At 64.2% G+C, this 16,071-nt stretch carries 18 protein-coding genes and 3 tRNA genes; 12 read left to right on the forward strand and 9 right to left on the reverse strand.

Translation table 11 applies throughout. From position 1 onward, the window contains the following. Nucleotides 1–72: 72 nt before the first annotated feature. A complete protein-coding gene (locus tag NX774_RS08875; protein ID WP_258821817.1) occupies nucleotides 73–729 on the reverse strand; it encodes a DNA-3-methyladenine glycosylase family protein in 657 nt (218 codons plus the stop codon). Continuing rightward, entirely contained in the window at nucleotides 729–2,126 is a 1,398-nt protein-coding gene (gene cysS / locus NX774_RS08880) for a cysteine--tRNA ligase (protein ID WP_258821818.1), read from the reverse strand. Before cysS ends, NX774_RS08875 begins: the two co-directional genes overlap by 1 nt. A gap of 263 nt (nucleotides 2,127–2,389) precedes the next feature. Between cysS and NX774_RS08885 the strand changes: the two genes are divergently transcribed. The 3 genes from NX774_RS08885 to NX774_RS08895 are packed head-to-tail and all read left to right on the forward strand — an operon-like array spanning nucleotide 2,390 to nucleotide 4,315. Further along, nucleotides 2,390–2,995 carry a peptidylprolyl isomerase gene (locus NX774_RS08885; RefSeq protein WP_370660411.1) on the forward strand — a complete coding sequence of 202 codons (606 nt, stop codon included), beginning with the start codon at nucleotides 2,390–2,392 and terminating at the stop codon, nucleotides 2,993–2,995. A gap of 38 nt (nucleotides 2,996–3,033) precedes the next feature. Next, nucleotides 3,034–3,525 (forward strand): peptidylprolyl isomerase, encoded by a 492-nt coding sequence (locus NX774_RS08890; RefSeq protein WP_258821819.1) that lies wholly within the window; start codon nucleotides 3,034–3,036, stop codon nucleotides 3,523–3,525. Nucleotides 3,526–3,559: 34 nt separating this feature from the next. Then, nucleotides 3,560–4,315 carry a UDP-2,3-diacylglucosamine diphosphatase gene (locus tag NX774_RS08895; protein WP_258821820.1) on the forward strand — a complete coding sequence of 252 codons (756 nt, stop codon included), beginning with the start codon at nucleotides 3,560–3,562 and terminating at the stop codon, nucleotides 4,313–4,315. A 15-nt stretch (nucleotides 4,316–4,330) separates the two neighbouring features. Here NX774_RS08895 and NX774_RS08900 read toward each other — a convergent pair whose 3' ends face one another. After that, on the reverse strand, nucleotides 4,331–4,585 hold the full coding sequence (locus tag NX774_RS08900) for a DUF8139 family protein (protein ID WP_258821821.1): 255 nt from the start codon (nucleotides 4,583–4,585) through the stop codon (nucleotides 4,331–4,333). 501 nt (nucleotides 4,586–5,086) lie between these two features. Here NX774_RS08900 and NX774_RS08905 point away from each other — a divergent pair. Genes NX774_RS08905 through NX774_RS08920 form a run of 4 tightly spaced genes read left to right on the forward strand, consistent with a single transcriptional unit; the run spans nucleotide 5,087 to nucleotide 8,050 of the window. Further along, a complete protein-coding gene (locus tag NX774_RS08905) occupies nucleotides 5,087–5,455 on the forward strand; it encodes a GntR family transcriptional regulator (RefSeq protein ID WP_258821822.1) in 369 nt (122 codons plus the stop codon). Continuing rightward, on the forward strand, nucleotides 5,452–6,306 hold the full coding sequence (locus NX774_RS08910; RefSeq protein WP_258821823.1) for an ABC transporter ATP-binding protein: 855 nt from the start codon (nucleotides 5,452–5,454) through the stop codon (nucleotides 6,304–6,306). The genes NX774_RS08905 and NX774_RS08910 overlap by 4 nt, the downstream gene beginning before the upstream one ends. Continuing rightward, nucleotides 6,303–7,289: a hypothetical protein gene (locus NX774_RS08915; protein WP_258821824.1), complete on the forward strand. Its 987-nt coding sequence runs from the start codon at nucleotides 6,303–6,305 to the stop codon at nucleotides 7,287–7,289. Before NX774_RS08910 ends, NX774_RS08915 begins: the two co-directional genes overlap by 4 nt. A 2-nt stretch (nucleotides 7,290–7,291) precedes the next feature. After that, on the forward strand, nucleotides 7,292–8,050 hold the full coding sequence (locus NX774_RS08920) for a hypothetical protein (protein WP_258821825.1): 759 nt from the start codon (nucleotides 7,292–7,294) through the stop codon (nucleotides 8,048–8,050). Between the two features lie 16 nt (nucleotides 8,051–8,066). Here NX774_RS08920 and NX774_RS08925 read toward each other — a convergent pair whose 3' ends face one another. The 4 genes from NX774_RS08925 to rnr form a co-directional block, all read right to left on the reverse strand. Next, nucleotides 8,067–8,744: a YceH family protein gene (locus tag NX774_RS08925; protein ID WP_258821826.1), complete on the reverse strand. Its 678-nt coding sequence runs from the start codon at nucleotides 8,742–8,744 to the stop codon at nucleotides 8,067–8,069. Nucleotides 8,745–8,752: 8 nt separating this feature from the next. Continuing rightward, on the reverse strand, nucleotides 8,753–9,487 hold the full coding sequence (gene cysE / locus NX774_RS08930; protein WP_258822729.1) for a serine O-acetyltransferase: 735 nt from the start codon (nucleotides 9,485–9,487) through the stop codon (nucleotides 8,753–8,755). A 277-nt stretch (nucleotides 9,488–9,764) separates the two neighbouring features. Beyond that, entirely contained in the window at nucleotides 9,765–10,508 is a 744-nt protein-coding gene (gene rlmB, locus NX774_RS08935; RefSeq protein ID WP_258821827.1) for a 23S rRNA (guanosine(2251)-2'-O)-methyltransferase RlmB, read from the reverse strand. 3 nt (nucleotides 10,509–10,511) lie between these two features. Beyond that, on the reverse strand, nucleotides 10,512–12,995 hold the full coding sequence (gene rnr, locus NX774_RS08940) for a ribonuclease R (protein WP_258821828.1): 2,484 nt from the start codon (nucleotides 12,993–12,995) through the stop codon (nucleotides 10,512–10,514). Between the two features lie 202 nt (nucleotides 12,996–13,197). Between rnr and NX774_RS08945 the strand changes: the two genes are divergently transcribed. The 3 genes from NX774_RS08945 to NX774_RS08955 all read left to right on the forward strand — a co-directional run bounded on the left by NX774_RS08945 (nucleotide 13,198) and on the right by NX774_RS08955 (nucleotide 13,552). Further along, nucleotides 13,198–13,282, forward strand: a tRNA-Leu gene (locus NX774_RS08945). A gap of 39 nt (nucleotides 13,283–13,321) precedes the next feature. Then, nucleotides 13,322–13,406: transfer RNA gene (locus NX774_RS08950), tRNA-Leu, on the forward strand. A 61-nt stretch (nucleotides 13,407–13,467) separates the two neighbouring features. After that, nucleotides 13,468–13,552 (forward strand) — tRNA-Leu (locus NX774_RS08955). 80 nt (nucleotides 13,553–13,632) lie between these two features. Here the strand turns inward: NX774_RS08955 and cueR are convergent. Then, complete coding sequence (gene cueR / locus NX774_RS08960) at nucleotides 13,633–14,049, reverse strand: Cu(I)-responsive transcriptional regulator (RefSeq protein ID WP_258821829.1); 417 nt, start codon at nucleotides 14,047–14,049, stop codon at nucleotides 13,633–13,635. A 103-nt stretch (nucleotides 14,050–14,152) separates the two neighbouring features. On the opposite strand from cueR, the gene NX774_RS08965 reads away from it, so the two are divergent. Together NX774_RS08965 and NX774_RS08970 are read left to right on the forward strand one after the other, a co-directional pair. Next, nucleotides 14,153–14,347 (forward strand): hypothetical protein, encoded by a 195-nt coding sequence (locus NX774_RS08965; RefSeq protein WP_258821830.1) that lies wholly within the window; start codon nucleotides 14,153–14,155, stop codon nucleotides 14,345–14,347. Between the two features lie 35 nt (nucleotides 14,348–14,382). Continuing rightward, nucleotides 14,383–14,949 carry a phasin family protein gene (locus tag NX774_RS08970; RefSeq protein WP_258821831.1) on the forward strand — a complete coding sequence of 189 codons (567 nt, stop codon included), beginning with the start codon at nucleotides 14,383–14,385 and terminating at the stop codon, nucleotides 14,947–14,949. Nucleotides 14,950–15,084: 135 nt separating this feature from the next. Here NX774_RS08970 and tssA read toward each other — a convergent pair whose 3' ends face one another. Beyond that, nucleotides 15,085–16,068, reverse strand: coding sequence for a type VI secretion system protein TssA (tssA, locus tag NX774_RS08975; protein ID WP_258821832.1), 984 nt, complete (start codon nucleotides 16,066–16,068; stop codon nucleotides 15,085–15,087). Between the last annotated feature and the right edge of the window lie 3 nt (nucleotides 16,069–16,071).

The raw sequence follows: 16,071 nt of genomic DNA on the forward strand, positions 1-16,071 counted from the left end.
GGCTCATAGGCAACAGGCCATCATTCTTAGCCGCGGAGCAATAAACATTTCCCCTCGCGGCGGTGTCAGGCGCTATTCTACCGGAACCGGGTCCAGGCTACGCCACAAATACCATGTGGCAACTGTACGCCACGGCTCCCAGTTGGCCGACACTTCGCGCGCGTCGCTGCGCGAGACCGGCTCGCCCGAGAAGTAGTTCTGGCTGATGCCCTGGATCAGGCCGGGGTCATCAAGCGGCAACACATTCGGCCGGAGCAGATTAAATATCAAAAACATCTCGGCTGTCCAGCGGGTAATGCCGCGGATCTGCACGAGTTCGGCGATCACGGCCTCGTCGTCCATCTCGGACCACAGGTCGCTGTGCACGCGTTTGGCCTTGAAACTGTCGGCCAGGTCGAGGATGTATTCGGTCTTGCGCTTGGACAGGCCACAGCCGGCGATCTGCACCGCGCCCAGCTTGATCACCTGGGCCGGCGTGAACTTGGGACAGGTGGCCTGCAGCTTGGCCCATGCGGCGTCCGCCGCCTTGGTCGTCACCTGCTGGCCGACCACCGAGCGCGCCAGCGTGGTGAACGGGTCGGGTTGGCCGCGCAGGTACATGTCGCCAAACTGCGGGATCAGCTTGTTCATGATGCGGTCGCGCTTCATGAGCTCGGCCTTGGCCTGGACCCAGTAGGCGGGAACGTCCAGCTGCGGGGCGGCGCCCGCATTGTCCTTGTTCAGTGCCATTATGCGCGACGCCAGTTCGTCGTGCCGTCGGGTTTGTCTTCGAGCACGATACCGGCAGCCGTCAGCTCGGCGCGGATGCGGTCGGCCTCGGCAAAGTTGCGCGCCTTCTTGGCTGCCTTGCGGGCCTCGATGGCTTCGGCGATCTTGGCCTCGTCCAACCCGCCGGCGTCGCCGACCGGCGCGCGCAGGAATTGCTGCGGTTCGCGCCCGAGCAGGCCGAGCACATTGCCCAGTGCCTTGAGCTGGCGCGCGTCAACCAGCGACTTGGTCTTGTTGACCTTGGTGGCCAGCTCGAACAGCTCGGCAATCGCCAGCGGCGTGTTGAAGTCGTCGTCCATCGCCTCGCGGAAGCGCACGGCGTGTTCTTCGCTCCAGTCCACTTGCGGCGCATCGGCTCCCAGGTCGATATCGGCCAGCGCCGTGTACAGGCGGGTCAGCGCGTTCTTCGCGTCTTCCAGGTTGCTGTCGGCGTAGTTGATCGGGCTGCGGTAGTGCGCACGCACGACGAAGAAGCGGATCACCTCGCCGTCATACTCCTTGAGCACGTCGCGGATCGTGAAGAAGTTGTTCAGCGACTTGGACATCTTCTCGTTGTCCACGCGCACGAACCCGTTGTGGATCCAGTAGTTCACCATCTGGTGCCCGAACGCGCCTTCGGACTGCGCGATCTCGTTCTCGTGGTGCGGGAACTGCAGGTCCATGCCGCCGCCGTGGATGTCGAACTGCTCGCCGAGCAGCGCGCAGGACATCGCCGAGCACTCAATGTGCCAGCCCGGACGGCCCATGCCCCATTTCGAGTCCCACTTTGCCTCGGCCGGCTCGGATTCCTTGGCCGACTTCCACAACACGAAGTCGAGCGGGTCGCGCTTGCCGGTGTTCACGTCCACGCGCTCGCCGGCGCGCAGGTCGTCCAGCGACTTGCCGGACAGCTTGCCGTAGCCCGGGAAGCCGCGCACCGCGTAGTTGACGTCGCCGTCCTCACCCTTGTAGGCCAGGCCGTTTTCTTCCAGCTTGCCGATAATCGAGAGCATCTGCGGCACGTATTCGGTCGCGCGCGGCGCCACCGTGGGCGGCAGCACGCCCAGTGCGCCCAGGTCCTCGTCCATCTGCTTGATCATGCGGGTGGTCAGCGACGACAGCGTTTCGCCATTCTCGACGGCGCGCTTGATGATCTTGTCGTCGATGTCGGTGATGTTGCGCACGAACTTGACGTCGTAGCCCGAGGCCCGGAGCCACCGGTAGATGTAATCGAACACCACCATCATGCGCGCGTGACCGATGTGGCACAGATCGTACACGGTGATGCCGCATACATACATCCCGACCTTGCCGGAAACCATCGGGACAAAGACCTGCTTGTCACGCGCGAGCGTGTTGTAGATTTTTAGTTGGCTCATGAAGTCTTGAGGTTGTTAACGAACGCGACGCAATGGACGGAACGGCACCCGGGCACGTCCGCCGCGAAGGCGCGCACCGGCTACGATTGAGCTTGCGTCGAGATCGTCAGGTCCCTCTGCCTTGTTCTTGTTTTGATAGAATGGGACGTTGTTCGCAGAGTATAGCATTCTTAAAAACCTGACTGGCCGCAGTTGGCTCAGGTTTATTTTTCGGGAAAAGACTTGACAGCACTTTGCGCCACATCCACGACACGAGAGCCAAGATGCCAAACCTGAACCGCCCTGCCCCTTCCCTGTTCGCGCGCGCCGCCCTCACGCTGGCTGCCATGGCCGTTGCCGGCGCCGCGCTGGCCGAGCCCGAAGTTTCCCTCAAGACCACGATGGGCGAAATCGTGATCGACCTGAATCACGAAGCGGCGCCCAAGACGGTGGACAACTTCCTCCGCTACGTCAAATCGGGATTCTACAAGGGCACCGTGTTCCACCGGGTGATCGACGGCTTCATGATCCAGGGCGGCGGGCTCACCGACAAGCTGGTGCAAAAGCCGACCAACAAGCCGATTCCCAACGAATCGAAGAACGGGCTGTCCAACCAGCCGTACACGATCTCGATGGCGCGCGAGGATCATCCGGATTCGGCCACCTCGCAGTTCTTCATCAACGTGGGCGACAACAGCGGGCTCGACTATCCGGGACCGAAGGGCAACGGCGGCTACACGGTGTTCGGCAAGGTGGTCAAAGGCCAGGACGTCGTGGACAAGATTGCTAAGGTCGTGGTGGACGACATCCACGGGCTGCAGAACGTGCCGGTGACGCCGGTGGTCATCAAGTCCGCGAGCGTCATCAAGTCGTCCGAGGCGGTAAAATAACGGATTCGCAATTGCCAATCAACTAAAAAGGACGATCCATGGCCACCGTACGCATGACCACCAACAAGGGCAACATCACCGTCGAACTGGACGAAGCCAAGGCGCCGAAAACGGTCGCCAACTTCCTCCATTACGTGAACGCCGGCCACTACACCAACACCATCTTCCACCGCGTGATCAAGGACTTCATGATCCAGGGTGGCGGCTTCGAGCCGACCATGCGCCAGAAGCCGGCCGACCAGACCGTCGAGAACGAAGCCAAGAACGGCCTGAAGAACGACAAGTACACCATCGCCATGGCCCGCACCTCGGCCCCGCACTCGGCGTCGGCCCAGTTCTTCATCAATACCAAGAACAACAGCTTCCTCGACTACCCGGGCCAGGACGGCTGGGGCTACGCGGTGTTCGGCAAAGTGACCGAGGGCCAGGACGTGGTGGACCAGATCAACACCGTCAAGACCGGCCGCAGCGGCATGCACTCGGACGTGCCGGTGGACGCCGTGGTCATCGAGAAGGTCGAAGTCCTCTGATGATGGAGCGCGCGCCGTTGCGAGCACTGGCTGTATGAGCGCAAACCAGGCGCTCGCGCTTTTCATCTCCGACCTGCACCTGCAGGAATCGCACCCGCGCACGGCCGAAGCGTTCTTCCGCTTCCTGGCCGAGCGCGCCGTGCACGCCCGGCAGCTTTACCTGCTGGGCGACATCTTCGAATACTGGGCGGGCGATGACGACCTCGACACGCCCTTTCACCAGCGCGTGGTCCATGCCCTGCGTGCGCTTGCCGACCGCGGCGTCGCGCTCTTCTGGATTGCGGGCAACCGCGATTTCCTCGTCGGCGCGCAGTTTGCGCAAGCGGCGGGCTTGACCATCCTGGCCGAGCCGCACGTCATCACCGTGGGCGGCAAGCGGATCGCGCTCGTGCACGGCGACGCCCAGTGCACCGCCGACACCAAGTACATGGCGTTTCGCGCGCAGGTGCGCGAGCGCGCATGGCAGCAGCAGTTCCTAGCCCTGCCGCTGGCGCAGCGCAAGCAGATCATCGCCGGCCTGCGTGAAGGCAGCCGCGAGGCGCACGCGACCAAGTCGTACGAGATCATGGACGTGACGCCGGAAGCGGTCGATGCGCTGTTCGAGCAGGCCGGCGCCGACGTGATCATCCACGGCCACACCCACCGGCCTGCGCTGCATCTGCTGGGCGAGAAGCGCCGCTACGTGCTGCCCGACTGGGAGCTCGATACGGAGTCTCCACGCGGCGGCTGGATCGAGCTTGCCACTACCGGCCAGTTGAGTCGCCACGCGATAGACGGCGCAGCGATCTAGCTTTCCGCAAGAGGTTCATCCAGCGGATTTTGCTCGCGTTGCCTGTTCGCCTTCCTGGATCGTAGCAGGCTCCAGCTTGTTTTCATGCAGTTCGGTGGCCGAACCGTCCTCGAATTCGACCGTGTAGACCACTCCAGGGGCAAACTTGTCAAAATAGGTGCCTGCCCGTTCCTCAAACACCCCCACTATCCAGCCCAATTGCCCGCCGGGCGCCTGCGCTGCCCCTTTGACCCGGACAATATCGTTGTATGTGAATTTCGGCACCATCATTCCCCTCCCGTCCAAATCGGCAAATGCGGATTGCCCTCTGGCGTGGTGACTCCCGGCCGGTGAGCATGGGGCCGCCGCGCAAGTAAATCGCGTTGACCAGGGTGCCCCCTACGATCCATCCGGTCGCCCGTTGGTCTTCCGTCAGCGGCAATCAACTGCTGAAAATCGCCGTCCGGAGATGCGCCGACTCGTTGCCCCAACTCGACCGGCATCGCATTCCCATTTCTGTCAACAACAACGACCGACACCTGCACTGGCCCTTTGTACGGATTATTGTCCAAGTCCTTCAACGCCCGCAATATCGTCAGTTTGGCCGCTCTGGAATCCTTGTAACAACGAAGCAGCCAATGCTAGCTGAACAACGCAAGGTCGCCTTGCGCCAAGTCGTTCAATATTTTTGTTGACACATCCAGCGTCACTGTTATACTTCACTACAACACCACTTCAATACTTCACCAGAAGTGGTCCATTGCGAAGTTTCACCAACCAAGGAGGCCGCCCATGACAGTCGGCTGGAACGACAACACACCCATTTACCGCCAGCTCAAGGATCGCGTGGTCGGCATGATGCTCGACGGCGTGCTCAAGGCAGGCGATGCCCTGCCCTCGGTGCGCCAGGTCGCGGCGGAGTACCAGCTCAACCCGATCACCGTATCCAAGGCTTACCAGGAACTCGTCGACGAACAACTCGTGGAAAAAAGAAGGGGAATCGGCATGTACGTTACCGAAGGTGCAAGCGAAAAACTGCTGGCCAGCGAGCGCGAGCGCTTCATGCGCGAGGAATGGCCCGCCATGCTCGAACGCATCCGCCGGCTGGGCATCGACCCGGCCGCGCTGCTCGCGCAAACGCAGCCCGGAGGTGCGGCATGAGCGCCCTCTCCGCCAAAGGCCTGACCAAGCGCTACGGCAAGCGCACCGCGGTTGACGGCATCAGCTTCGACATTCCGGCCGGCCGCATCGTTGGCCTGATCGGCCCGAACGGCTCGGGCAAGACCACCACCCTCAAGGCTGCACTGGGCCTGATCCCGTTCGAGGGCGAGCTGTCGGTGCTCGGCCTGGACCCGCGCACCCAGCGCGACCAGCTGATGCAGGACGTGTGCTTCATCGCCGACGTGGCGATCCTGCCGCGCTGGCTGCGCGTGAGCGAAGCGATCGATTTCGTGGCCGGCGTGCACCCGCGCTTTGACCGCGCCAAGGCCGAGCGCTATGTCGCCAACACCAAGCTGACCCCGTCGATGAAGGTCAAGCAGATGTCCAAGGGGATGATCGTGCAGCTGCACCTGGCGCTGGTGATGGCAATCGACGCCAAGCTGCTGGTGCTGGACGAGCCCACGCTGGGCCTGGACATCATCTACCGCAAGCAGTTCTACCAGAACCTGCTGGAGGATTACTTCGACGAGAACAAGACCATCGTCATCACGACCCACCAGGTCGAGGAGATCGAGCACATCCTCACCGACCTGATGTTCATCCGCGAAGGGAAGATCGTGCTGTCGGCCTCGATGGACGAAATCGGCGAGCGCTACACCGAAGTGATGGTCGCGGCCGACAAGGTCACCGCCGCCAACGCCCTCGCCCCGATCGACACGCGCACCGTGTTCGGCAAGCCGGTCATGCTCTTTGATGGCGTCTCGCGCACCCAGCTCGCCACGCTTGGCGAAACGCGCAACCCGAGCCTGGCCGACCTGTTCGTGGCAACGATGAAAGGAACCTACGCATGAATACGCTGAAATGGCTGCTCCGCCGCGAATTCTGGGAGCACAAGGGATCGATGTTCTGGACACCGCTGGTGGTGGCGGGCATCCTGCTCGCCACGATGGGCAGCAGCATGATCTTCGGACTCGCCAAGCACGGCGTGCACATGACCATCAATGGCCATCCGGTCCACCAGGCCACTGTATTCCGCGCGCTGCCGATGGACCTGCGCAGCGACGTCATCAGCATGATCACCAGCGGCTACCTCGCCGTCTCGGCCCCGCTGTTCATGATGCTGGCCATCGTCGTGTTCTTCTATTGCCTGGGCGCGCTGTACGACGAGCGCCGCGACCGCAGCATCCTGTTCTGGAAGTCGCTGCCGACCTCCGACGAGATGACCGTGCTCTCCAAGGTGCTGACCGCGGTCATCGTCACGCCGGTCATCACGATGGCGTTTGCGGTCGCCGTGTCTCTCCTGATGGTCGTGCTGACCTGCGCGGCCCTGGCGGTGAACGGCGTCAACCTGTTCGGCGATGTGCTGGCCAGCCCGCAGCTGTACCTTGCGCCGCTGGCCCTGGCCAGCCTGCTGCCGGTGTACGCGCTGTGGGCGGCCCCCACGATCGGGTGGCTGATGCTCGTGTCGGGCTGGGCGCGCTCCAAGGTGTTCCTGTGGGCCGTGGGCACGCCACTGGTCACGCTGGTGATCGCCAAGTGGGTCAGCCTGACGCTGAGCCAGACCACCGGGAGCGATATGTCCGGCCTGATGGCGTTCATGCAGGATGTGGTGGCGCGCGCGCTCACCGGGATCGTGCCGGGCATCTGGTTCAGCTACAAGGATATCGACCCGTCGCTGCTGCTGAACACCGCCCACAAGGGGCTGGACCTGGGCGCGGTAGTGGCGCAGTCGTGGGGAACGCTGGCCGGCCCCGACGCATGGATCGGCGTTGCGGCAGGCGTCGCGATGATCTTCGGCGCGATCCGCCTGCGCCGCTGGCGCGACGAGGGCTGAGCATGAAGCACGCAACGTCACTGTTGCTCAGCCTTGCCCTGTGCGGCGCTGCGTTCGCACAGGACGACGACATCCAGACGGTGCCGGTCGAAGGAGTGCGCAAGCCCGAGATGAAGTCGTACCGCGCCGTGTGGGCAGGGCTGGAAACCTTCGACCGCCAGCACCGCCTGGCCCCGGACGTGCCGCAGTTGCGCTTTCGCGTGGTCGCCAACCGCGCCAAGTGCATCGGCATGTGCCACACGTCGGACAACGGACTGTCGGAGGAGGATGGCTCGACCCTCGCGCTGCGCATTGCCAGCGACGACTTTTCGATTCCGGTACCGGTTTCCGCGCAGGGCATCTTCTCGGTGCCCCGCAGCGAAGCGGCGTACGACGCGAACGCCGACCTCATCTTCAACAGGAAGAAGGGGCAATACAAGATCGGCGCCAATGTCCGCACGCCGGGACTGGCGGACAATGTGCGCCGGCTTGGCGACTTGCGGCTCGAATGCAAGGTCGAGGTGGCAATCGCGAAGGAGGAGATCCCGTTCTGGATCGTCGCGCTGGCGAACACCGTCCTGCTGACGACGGACTGGTGCATGACCAACAAGGGCGACGTCACCTTTTCGTACCAGGCGGAGCAGCCTTTGCGGTCAGCCACCCTGACCGACGGCGAGCGCTCGCTCAAGCTCGCCGTACACAAGCGCAGCTACAAGGTGCCGCTCGGAAACCAGCAGTGGCCGGACAGTGCGTTGATTACGCTGGAGTACGCTGCGCAGTAACGCCGGTCCGGGCAGGTTACTCGAACTGCTTGCGAAAGCTGTCGAACTGGGTCTTCAGCGCCTCGACCTCGGCACGCAGCGTGGCCACTTCCTGCTCGAGCTGGGCGACGCGACCGCCGCCAGCGGGGGCCGCGGCGCCGGTGCGCGCATCCTCGTGCGCCAGTTCGATCTCGCCGGCCAGCAGCTGGCCGTAGCGATGTTCCTTGGTGCCGGGCGCGCGCTCGAGCTTGGCCACCAGCGGCGGATATTTATCGATCAGGAACTGCAGCGCGCCCTCGACCTCGGCCACGGATTTAAAATCGTGCTGGCGGCCGGTGCGGGTGCGCACCTCGCCCGCCGTTTGCGGACCGCGCAGCATCAGCACGGTGAGCACGGCCAGCTTGTCCTGTTCCAGCGACCATTTGATGCGCATGCGGTGCTCGTACTTGGCCACGCGCGCGCCGGCTTGCGTGATGCAGTTGACCAGCTTGCGCTCCATCAGGCGCTGCAGGGTGTCCTGCACTTCGTCGTCGGTCAGCTGCATCACCGGGTCGCGGCTGGACAGCTGGTTGCAACCGTTGACGACCGCGTTGAGCGACATCGGGTAATTGTCAGGGGTGAGCGCTTCTTTTTCGGCCAGCACCGCAAGCACGCGGAGCTCGACAGCGTCGAGATGGGCGGCGGGATCGAAGGCTCCCGCGTTTTCTGAGGTCATGCGTTTCCTTATTCAACCAGGCGATTCAGTTGTGCCTGGTCGAGTTTATCACTCTCGCCGAGGTGGGGACAGGCGATGCCGGCGGCCTTGATGGTCGCGCACAGGCGTTCCATCTGCTCGTCCTGGCGGGCGACGTGGTCGATCAGGCCGCGCAGCGCCTTGGACATGGGGTCGTCGCCATTGGTCACGCCATACGCGGCGAACATTTTTGCGCTGCGCGACTGCTCTTCCTTGCGCACGATGTGGGCCGGGTTGCCGACCGCGGTGGCGCCCGGCGGCACCGGCTTGATCACGACCGCGTTGGAGCCGACCTTGGCGTACTCGCCTACCGTGAACGCACCCAGCACCTGGGCACCGGCGCCGACGATGACGCCACGCTCGAGCGTGGGGTGACGCTTGGCGCCTGCCGTGAGCGTGGTGCCGCCCAGGGTGACGCCCTGGTAGATGGTGCAGTCGTCGCCGACCACGGCGGTTTCGCCGATGACCACGCCAAAGCCGTGGTCGATGAAGACGCGGCGGCCGATGACTGCGCCCGGGTGGATCTCGATGCCGGTGATGATGCGGGCCAGGTAAGAGATGAAGCGCCCGAGCCATTTGAAGCCGTGCGTCCAACAGGCGTGCGCCCATCCGTGCATGACGATGGCGTGCAGGCCGGGGTAGCAGGTAAGCACCTCCCAACCGTTGCGGGCAGCCGGGTCGCGCTCGATGATGCTGTTGATGTCTTCGCGCAGCTTGGAGAACATAAAGGTGTAGTTACGAATGCAAGACAAGGCCATGGTAGCCGATTCGGACCACGCTTGCTTACGGGGGGTCAATTCTGGCTGAGTAGGCGCGGGGAGTGGCGGCACACCGACGAAAAACTTCTTCGCCTGCAATTTCAAACGTCGTCCCCGCGAAGGCGGGGACCCATGGAGCGTTATCGCAAAGGAGCCGCCGCCGCGGGCCAGTCAACTCAGCATGGGTCCCCGCCTGCGCGGGGACGACGTGCGAAAGCTACGTGCCGGAGTGCGTTTGCGCGACTCAGGCGCCTTTCGCGATCCGCTGGCGCCGCGCCTCATACAGGCACACGCCGGATGCGACCGACACGTTCAGGCTCTCCACCGAACCGAACATCGGGATGCTGACCAGCAGATCGCAAGTCTCGCGCGTCAGGCGTCGCATGCCCTCGCCTTCCGAACCCATCACCAGCGCCGTCGGGCCGGTGAAGTCCGCCTCATACAAGCCCTTGTCGGCGTCGTCGGATGTGCCGATCAGCCACACGCCGCGTTCCTTCAGTTCGCGCATGGTGCGCGCCAGGTTGGTCACGGTGATGTACGGGACGCTTTCCGCCGCGCCGCTGGCGACCTTGGCCGCGGTGGCGTTCAGGCCGACCGCGCGGTCCTTCGGCACGATCACGGCATGCGCGCCGGCGCCATCGGCCACGCGCAGGCAGGCGCCCAGGTTGTGCGGATCAGTGATGCCGTCAAGGATCAGCAGCAACGGCGGGCCTTCCACCGCATCGAGCAGTTCGTCCAGGTTACGCGCCAGCGACAGCTGGGCCGCGAACGCGATCACGCCCTGGTGGCGGTGGGTTCCCACGATCTTGTCCAGCCGCGCGGCCTCGACTGGCATCACGCGCACGCCGGCCGACTTGGCATGTGCCACCAGGTCCTGCATGCGGCGGTCGTTGCGTGTGGCGTCAACGAAGATCTCTTCCACGGACGACGCCTCGTGCCGCAGGCGCGAAGTCACCGCGTGGAACCCGAAAATCATTTTGTTTTTCATGTATTACTTCTTCTTCCTGCTCGTTTTGGATGCTGGCTTCTTGGCGGTGGCCTTTTTGGGGGCCGCCTTTTTGGATGCTGTTTTTCGGGCGCCGCTCCTGGCCGCAGCGCTGCCTGCCTTGCCCGCGCGCGGCGGCTTGAACGACGCCGGCGCTTCCTCGTCGTCGGCCTGGACCGCAAAGCGCGACGGCTGCTCGCTCGATGCCGGCTTGCGAGCGCGCTTGCGCTCGGGCGATGTGGCCTGCTCATACGTACCGGTTTGCCCGGACTGAGCGAGCACCAGGTCGATCTTGCGCGACTCCAGGTCCACGCGGGCGATCTGCACGTTCACGCGGTCGGTCAGGCCAAAGCGCTTGCCGGTGCGCTCGCCACGCAGCTCGTGGCGCGCCTCGTCGTACTGGAAGTAGTCGCTACCCAGCTCCGTCACGTGCACCAGGCCTTCGACGTACAGCTCGTCGAGCTGCACGAAGATGCCAAACGGCGTCACGCCCGACACCACGCCGGTGAACTGCTCGCCCAGCTTGTCCTTCATGTAGTAGCACTTGAGCCAGGCCTCGACATCGCGCGAGGCTTCGTCGGCGCGGCGCTCGTTGGCCGAGCAGTGTACGCCCAGCGCGTCCCAGACCGTCAGGTCCTTCTCTTCCTTCTGCTTGCCCTGCGCGCGGTCCTTGGCGATCTGCTTGCGCGCCGAGTTGCTGATCGTGGTGTTCAGCTTGGACAGGTCGATGTCGGTCGGCTCGTAGCGCTTGCCCTGCAGGATGGCCTTGATGGCACGGTGGGTCAGCAGGTCGGGATAACGGCGAATCGGGCTAGTGAAGTGCGCATACGCTTCGTACGCCAGGCCGAAGTGGCCGATGTTGTCCGGGCTGTACACGGCCTGCTGCATCGAGCGCAGCAGCATGGTCTGCAGCAGCTGCGCGTCCGGCCGGTCTTTGATCTGCTGCATCAGCGCGGCGTAATCGGCGGCGGACGGGCTGGTGCCGCCGTTCAGGTTCAGTCCGGCCTGCTTGAGGAAGGTACGCAGCTGGTTCAGCTTTTCCTCGGTCGGCGTGGCGTGGATGCGGAAGGTGCCGGGGTGCTTGTGGCGGATCAGCAGGTCGGCCGCGCACACGTTCGCGGCCAGCATGCACTCTTCGATCAGGCGGTGCGCGTCGTTGCGGGTGCGCGGGATGATCTTTTCGATCTTGCCCAGCGCATTGCAGACGATGTAGGTTTCGGTGGTCTCGAAGTCGATCGCGCCGCGCTCCTGGCGTGCCTTGAGCAGCGCGTGGAAAACCTCGTTCAGGTTCAGCAGGTGCGGCACGACCGACAGCCGGCGCTGTGCCTGCGCTCCCTTGGGTTCGGCCAGGATCTCGGCCACCTCGTTATAGGTCAGGCGCGCGGCCGAGTGCATCACCGCCGGGTAGAACTGGTAGGCCTCGACCTCGCCCTTGGCGGTGACCACCATGTCGCACACCAGCGTCAGCCGGTCCACGTTCGGGTTGAGAGAACACAGGCCGTTGGACAGCTTCTCGGGCAGCATCGGGATCACCCGGCGCGGGAAGTACACCGAGGTGCTGCGTTCGAGCGCGTCCTTGTCCAGCGCATCGTTGGGCTTGACGTAATGGCTCACGTCGGCAATCGCGACCAGCAGGCGGTAACCCTTGACGCGGCCGATCTTCACCGGCTCGCAGTACACCGCATCGTCGAAGTCGCGCGCGTCCTCGCCGTCGATGGTCACCAGCGGCACGTCGCGCAGGTCCACGCGGTCGCCCATGTCGGCCTCGCGCACTTCGGACGGCAGCCTGGCGGCCTGCCTGGTGGCGCCGCTGGAGAAGATGTGGGGCACGCCGAACTTGCGCACGGCGATCTCGATTTCCATGCCGGGATCGTCCAGCTCGCCCAGCACCTCGGCGACCTTGCCGGTCGGTTGCTGGAAGCGCGAAGGCTGCTCGATCAGCTCCACGCTGACCACCTGGCCTTCCTTGGCCTTGCCGGGCGAACCGACGATCAGCACGTCGCGGCTGATGCGCTTGTCCTCGGGCGACACGACCCACACCCCGCCTTCGTTCAGCAGGCGGCCGATGATGTGGGTGTTGCCGCGCTCGACCACCTCGACGATGGTGCCCTCGGGGCGGCCACGGCGGTCGGTGCCGGTGACGCGTGCCAGCACGCGGTCGCCGTTGAGCACCTTCTGCATTTCCTTATCGTTGAGGAACAGGTCTTCGCTGCCGTCGTCCGGGACCACGAAACCATAGCCGTCGCGGTGCGCGCTGATACGCCCGGCCACGAAGCCGGAATGATCGGCCAGTGCATAGTGGCCGCTGATGTCGGTGCGCAGCTGGCCGTCGCGCTCCATGGCGTTCAGGCGGCGCGTGAGCACTTCCTGTGCAGCTGGTTTGACCTTGAGGAGCCGCGCCAGGGCGTTAAAGTCCAGGGCCTCGCCGGTTTCGCGGAAGACGGCGAGGATCTCCTCGCGGCTGGGAATGGTATGAGTAGGTTGCTTCAAATCGTTTTGTTTTTTCCAAAAGTTGCGCCAGTCCGGCTGGCGCGTCAGATCACATTGACACGTAGACACGCATAGTGTAACGGAGTACCACTGGATTCGCCTAACGAACAGTGCTCGGGAATTTCTCGCGGGGGTCTTTGACTTTTGCAATGGTTCCGCTATAATCTCGGCCTCGGCAGCGATGCCGCGTAGTTGAAGCAGTGCCCACGTGGCGGAATTGGTAGACGCGCATGGTTCAGGTCCATGTGCCGCGAGGTGTGGGGGTTCGAGTCCCTCCGTGGGCACCAAACTCTACCGGAATTGATTGTCGTATGTAGCATTGCAGTGCCCACGTGGCGGAATTGGTAGACGCGCATGGTTCAGGTCCATGTGCCGCGAGGTGTGGGGGTTCGAGTCCCTCCGTGGGCACCAAAGAATGTAGGGTGGGCAGATTCTGCCCACGCGGAAGTAAGCGTAGTAGCAGCATAGCAGTGCCCACGTGGCGGAATTGGTAGACGCGCATGGTTCAGGTCCATGTGCCGCGAGGTGTGGGGGTTCGAGTCCCTCCGTGGGCACCAAAATCTTCTGGCAGCAGCCGGCGCAAAACGCCGCAATCTTTGCAAAAGGATTGCGGCGTTTTGCGTTTCTGGCTGTCCGCCTACCCCGCCAGGTCGTCCAGGATCGGGCATTCAGAGCGGCCGTCACCGTGGCAGGACGAGGCCAGCCGTTCCAGCGTGCGGCGCATCGACTCCAATTCGGCGATCTTCTGGTTCAGTTCCTCGATATGCCGGTGCGCCAGCGCGCGCACGTCGGCGCTGGCGCGGTGCTTGTCCTGCCACAGCGCGAGCAGGTCGCCGATCTGCTCCAGCGAAAAGCCGAGCGCGCGGGCACGGTGGATGAACTGCAGCACCTGCACATCCTGCTGGTTGTAGAGGCGGTAGCCGGCGTCGGTCCGGCGCGCCTCGCCGATCAGGCCGATGGACTCGTAGTGCCGGATCATCTTGGCCGTCACGCCTGATGCCTTGGCCGCTTCGCCAATGTTCAGGTTCCTGGTTTCACTCGCGGTGCACGACATCGCCGCCCTCCGTTCTCATCTCGATAATTCAGGATACACCTTCCCATGATGGTAAGGTCAAGCCCTTGACTTGCCGTACCATCGGGTTATGCTGAGCCTGCATATGAAGACCGTCGCCGCCCTCCTCCTCGCCTTGCATGTTGCCGCCGCCGTGGCCGGCCCGGCGCCCTGGTTCCAATGGCGCAGCAAGGTGGATGGCCAGCTCGCCTGCTCGCAGACGCCGCTGGGGCCGGGCTGGGAAAAGGCGTCGGGCCCCTATCAGGACAGCCATTGCACGAAAAGAATTAGCCAGAAATAATCGAGCTGCACCGCATTTCTACCGAGGGAGAAACCATGTTTACGAATCCGGAACAATTTGCATCTGCCACCAAGACCCTGTTCGACCTGCAGACCCAGACCTTCAACGCGCTCGCCAACAAGGCGGTGCAAGGGGTGCAGCAGGTGGTGGCACTGAACCTGCAGGCAGCCAAGGATTCGGCGCAGGGCGCGCTGGCGGTCGGCAAGGAGCTCAGCCAGGCGAAAGATCCGCAGCAGGCGCTGGCAGCGGTTTCCTCCGGCGTGCAGCCGGGGATGGCGGGTGCCGCAGCTTACGGCGCAGAGCTCAAGCAGGTGGTCGATGACATCCTGCGCGAATTCCGCGATGCCGCCGATACGCACGTGCACGAGGCGAAGAACACGCTCACGGCGCTGATCCACGATGTGACGCAGAACGTGAAGCCGGGGTCGGAGAACGCGGTGGAGATCATCAAGGCCGCCATCGACAACGCGTTCGCTGGCTACGAAAAGGTGACCCAGTCCACGCGCGACGCGGTCCGTGCGGTCGAGGAACAGGTGGCCAAGGCCACGGAACTGGTGGCGCCGGGCATGGGAAAGACGACCGAAAAATCGGCTGAAGAGTAAGCGCGGATAGCAGACACACGTCGTCCCGGCAAAAGGCGGGGCGCGCCGCGGCAAGGCCTGCCCCAGCCGCGTGTGTTCGTGTTCAGCATGGATCCCGGCCTTCGCCGGGATGACGGCGCATATCTATCGCAGCGCTTAGCTTTCGATCCCCAGCAACTCATGCAACCGTGCCAGCGCCGCGTCGTCCTTGATGACGGCGCGCAGCCACAGGTGCAGGGGCTGCTCGCCCCAGTTGGCGGCCTTTTCGGCCAGGTAGGCCACCGGGCTGTGCGGTTCCGTGCGGCGGAAGTACTCGGCCACGATGCGCAGCTGCGCCAGCGCCTGCGCGCGGTTCTGGATCGGTCCCGACGAAATCGCCCGCGGCGCCGGCCCGTCTGCGGCCTCCACCGGGGCATCGGGGGCGGCTTCCGGCAACGCGCCGGCTTCGCGCGCCGCCGGCGTCACGAAATGGATCAGGCTTTGCAAGGCCGCCTTGGCTGACGACAGGCTTGGCCCCTCCTGCCCAACGCGGTCATCGACCACGCGCTCCAGGTCCGCCAGCGCGGCCGCGCAGTGGTCGCAGTCCAGCATGAGCTGCTGGTAGAAGGCGCGCGAACTGCGCCGCCGTGCTGCCTCCAGCTCCTCGCCCGGCTCGCCGCCGTGCGACCGGGCGACCTCGAAGTCCTTCATCGAATGGCCTGCAGGGCCTTCGGTAATGGGGATCTCGAGGATCATTTGCGGCGCGCGCGTGGCAATCCAATGCAGGTTCCCGATGCGCTGGTCGAACCCGCCCTCGTCCGGCAACGGGTACACGTCGTCCCAGTAGCGTTCGCACAGCGCGCCGATCAGCAGCAGGCTGTCGGCCAGGCCACGCAGGCCGCTCGTCCTGGCGCTGGCCTCGGCCAGCCACACGGCCAGCTGCAAGTCCTTGCTGCGCTTTTCGATCAGTTCCGCGCAGCGCTTTGCGACGAACTTCCAGTCCGCTTCCTTGAGCGTGGTGACCCACGCGCCCTGCTCCAGCGTTGGATCGTCCGCGCGGCGCGCATTGGCAATCGCATCCAGCTCGGGCGAGAACGCCAGGTTCTCGCCGCAGGGTTGCGCCTCGCTGATGGGCGCGAGCAGTTGTTCGATGTTGAGCATGAT

This window comes from Massilia agilis (genome assembly GCF_024756255.1).
Classification (GTDB): domain Bacteria; phylum Pseudomonadota; class Gammaproteobacteria; order Burkholderiales; family Burkholderiaceae_D; genus Telluria; species Telluria agilis.

Excerpts from the sequence above, each read along its gene's own strand:
- NX774_RS08875 (WP_258821817.1), bottom strand. The coding sequence starts at position 729 with ATGGCACTGAACAAGGACAATGCGGGCGCCGCCCCGCAGCTGGACGTT.
- cysS (WP_258821818.1), bottom strand. The coding sequence starts at position 2,126 with ATGAGCCAACTAAAAATCTACAACACGCTCGCGCGTGACAAGCAGGTC.
- NX774_RS08885 (WP_370660411.1), top strand. The coding sequence starts at position 2,390 with ATGCCAAACCTGAACCGCCCTGCCCCTTCCCTGTTCGCGCGCGCCGCC.
- NX774_RS08890 (WP_258821819.1), top strand. The coding sequence starts at position 3,034 with ATGGCCACCGTACGCATGACCACCAACAAGGGCAACATCACCGTCGAA.
- NX774_RS08895 (WP_258821820.1), top strand. The coding sequence starts at position 3,560 with ATGAGCGCAAACCAGGCGCTCGCGCTTTTCATCTCCGACCTGCACCTG.
- NX774_RS08900 (WP_258821821.1), bottom strand. The coding sequence starts at position 4,585 with ATGATGGTGCCGAAATTCACATACAACGATATTGTCCGGGTCAAAGGG.
- NX774_RS08905 (WP_258821822.1), top strand. The coding sequence starts at position 5,087 with ATGACAGTCGGCTGGAACGACAACACACCCATTTACCGCCAGCTCAAG.
- NX774_RS08910 (WP_258821823.1), top strand. The coding sequence starts at position 5,452 with ATGAGCGCCCTCTCCGCCAAAGGCCTGACCAAGCGCTACGGCAAGCGC.
- NX774_RS08915 (WP_258821824.1), top strand. The coding sequence starts at position 6,303 with ATGAATACGCTGAAATGGCTGCTCCGCCGCGAATTCTGGGAGCACAAG.
- NX774_RS08920 (WP_258821825.1), top strand. The coding sequence starts at position 7,292 with ATGAAGCACGCAACGTCACTGTTGCTCAGCCTTGCCCTGTGCGGCGCT.
- NX774_RS08925 (WP_258821826.1), bottom strand. The coding sequence starts at position 8,744 with ATGACCTCAGAAAACGCGGGAGCCTTCGATCCCGCCGCCCATCTCGAC.
- cysE (WP_258822729.1), bottom strand. The coding sequence starts at position 9,487 with ATGTTCTCCAAGCTGCGCGAAGACATCAACAGCATCATCGAGCGCGAC.
- rlmB (WP_258821827.1), bottom strand. The coding sequence starts at position 10,508 with ATGAAAAACAAAATGATTTTCGGGTTCCACGCGGTGACTTCGCGCCTG.
- cueR (WP_258821829.1), bottom strand. The coding sequence starts at position 14,049 with ATGTCGTGCACCGCGAGTGAAACCAGGAACCTGAACATTGGCGAAGCG.
- NX774_RS08965 (WP_258821830.1), top strand. The coding sequence starts at position 14,153 with ATGAAGACCGTCGCCGCCCTCCTCCTCGCCTTGCATGTTGCCGCCGCC.
- NX774_RS08970 (WP_258821831.1), top strand. The coding sequence starts at position 14,383 with ATGTTTACGAATCCGGAACAATTTGCATCTGCCACCAAGACCCTGTTC.
- tssA (WP_258821832.1), bottom strand. The coding sequence starts at position 16,068 with ATGCTCAACATCGAACAACTGCTCGCGCCCATCAGCGAGGCGCAACCC.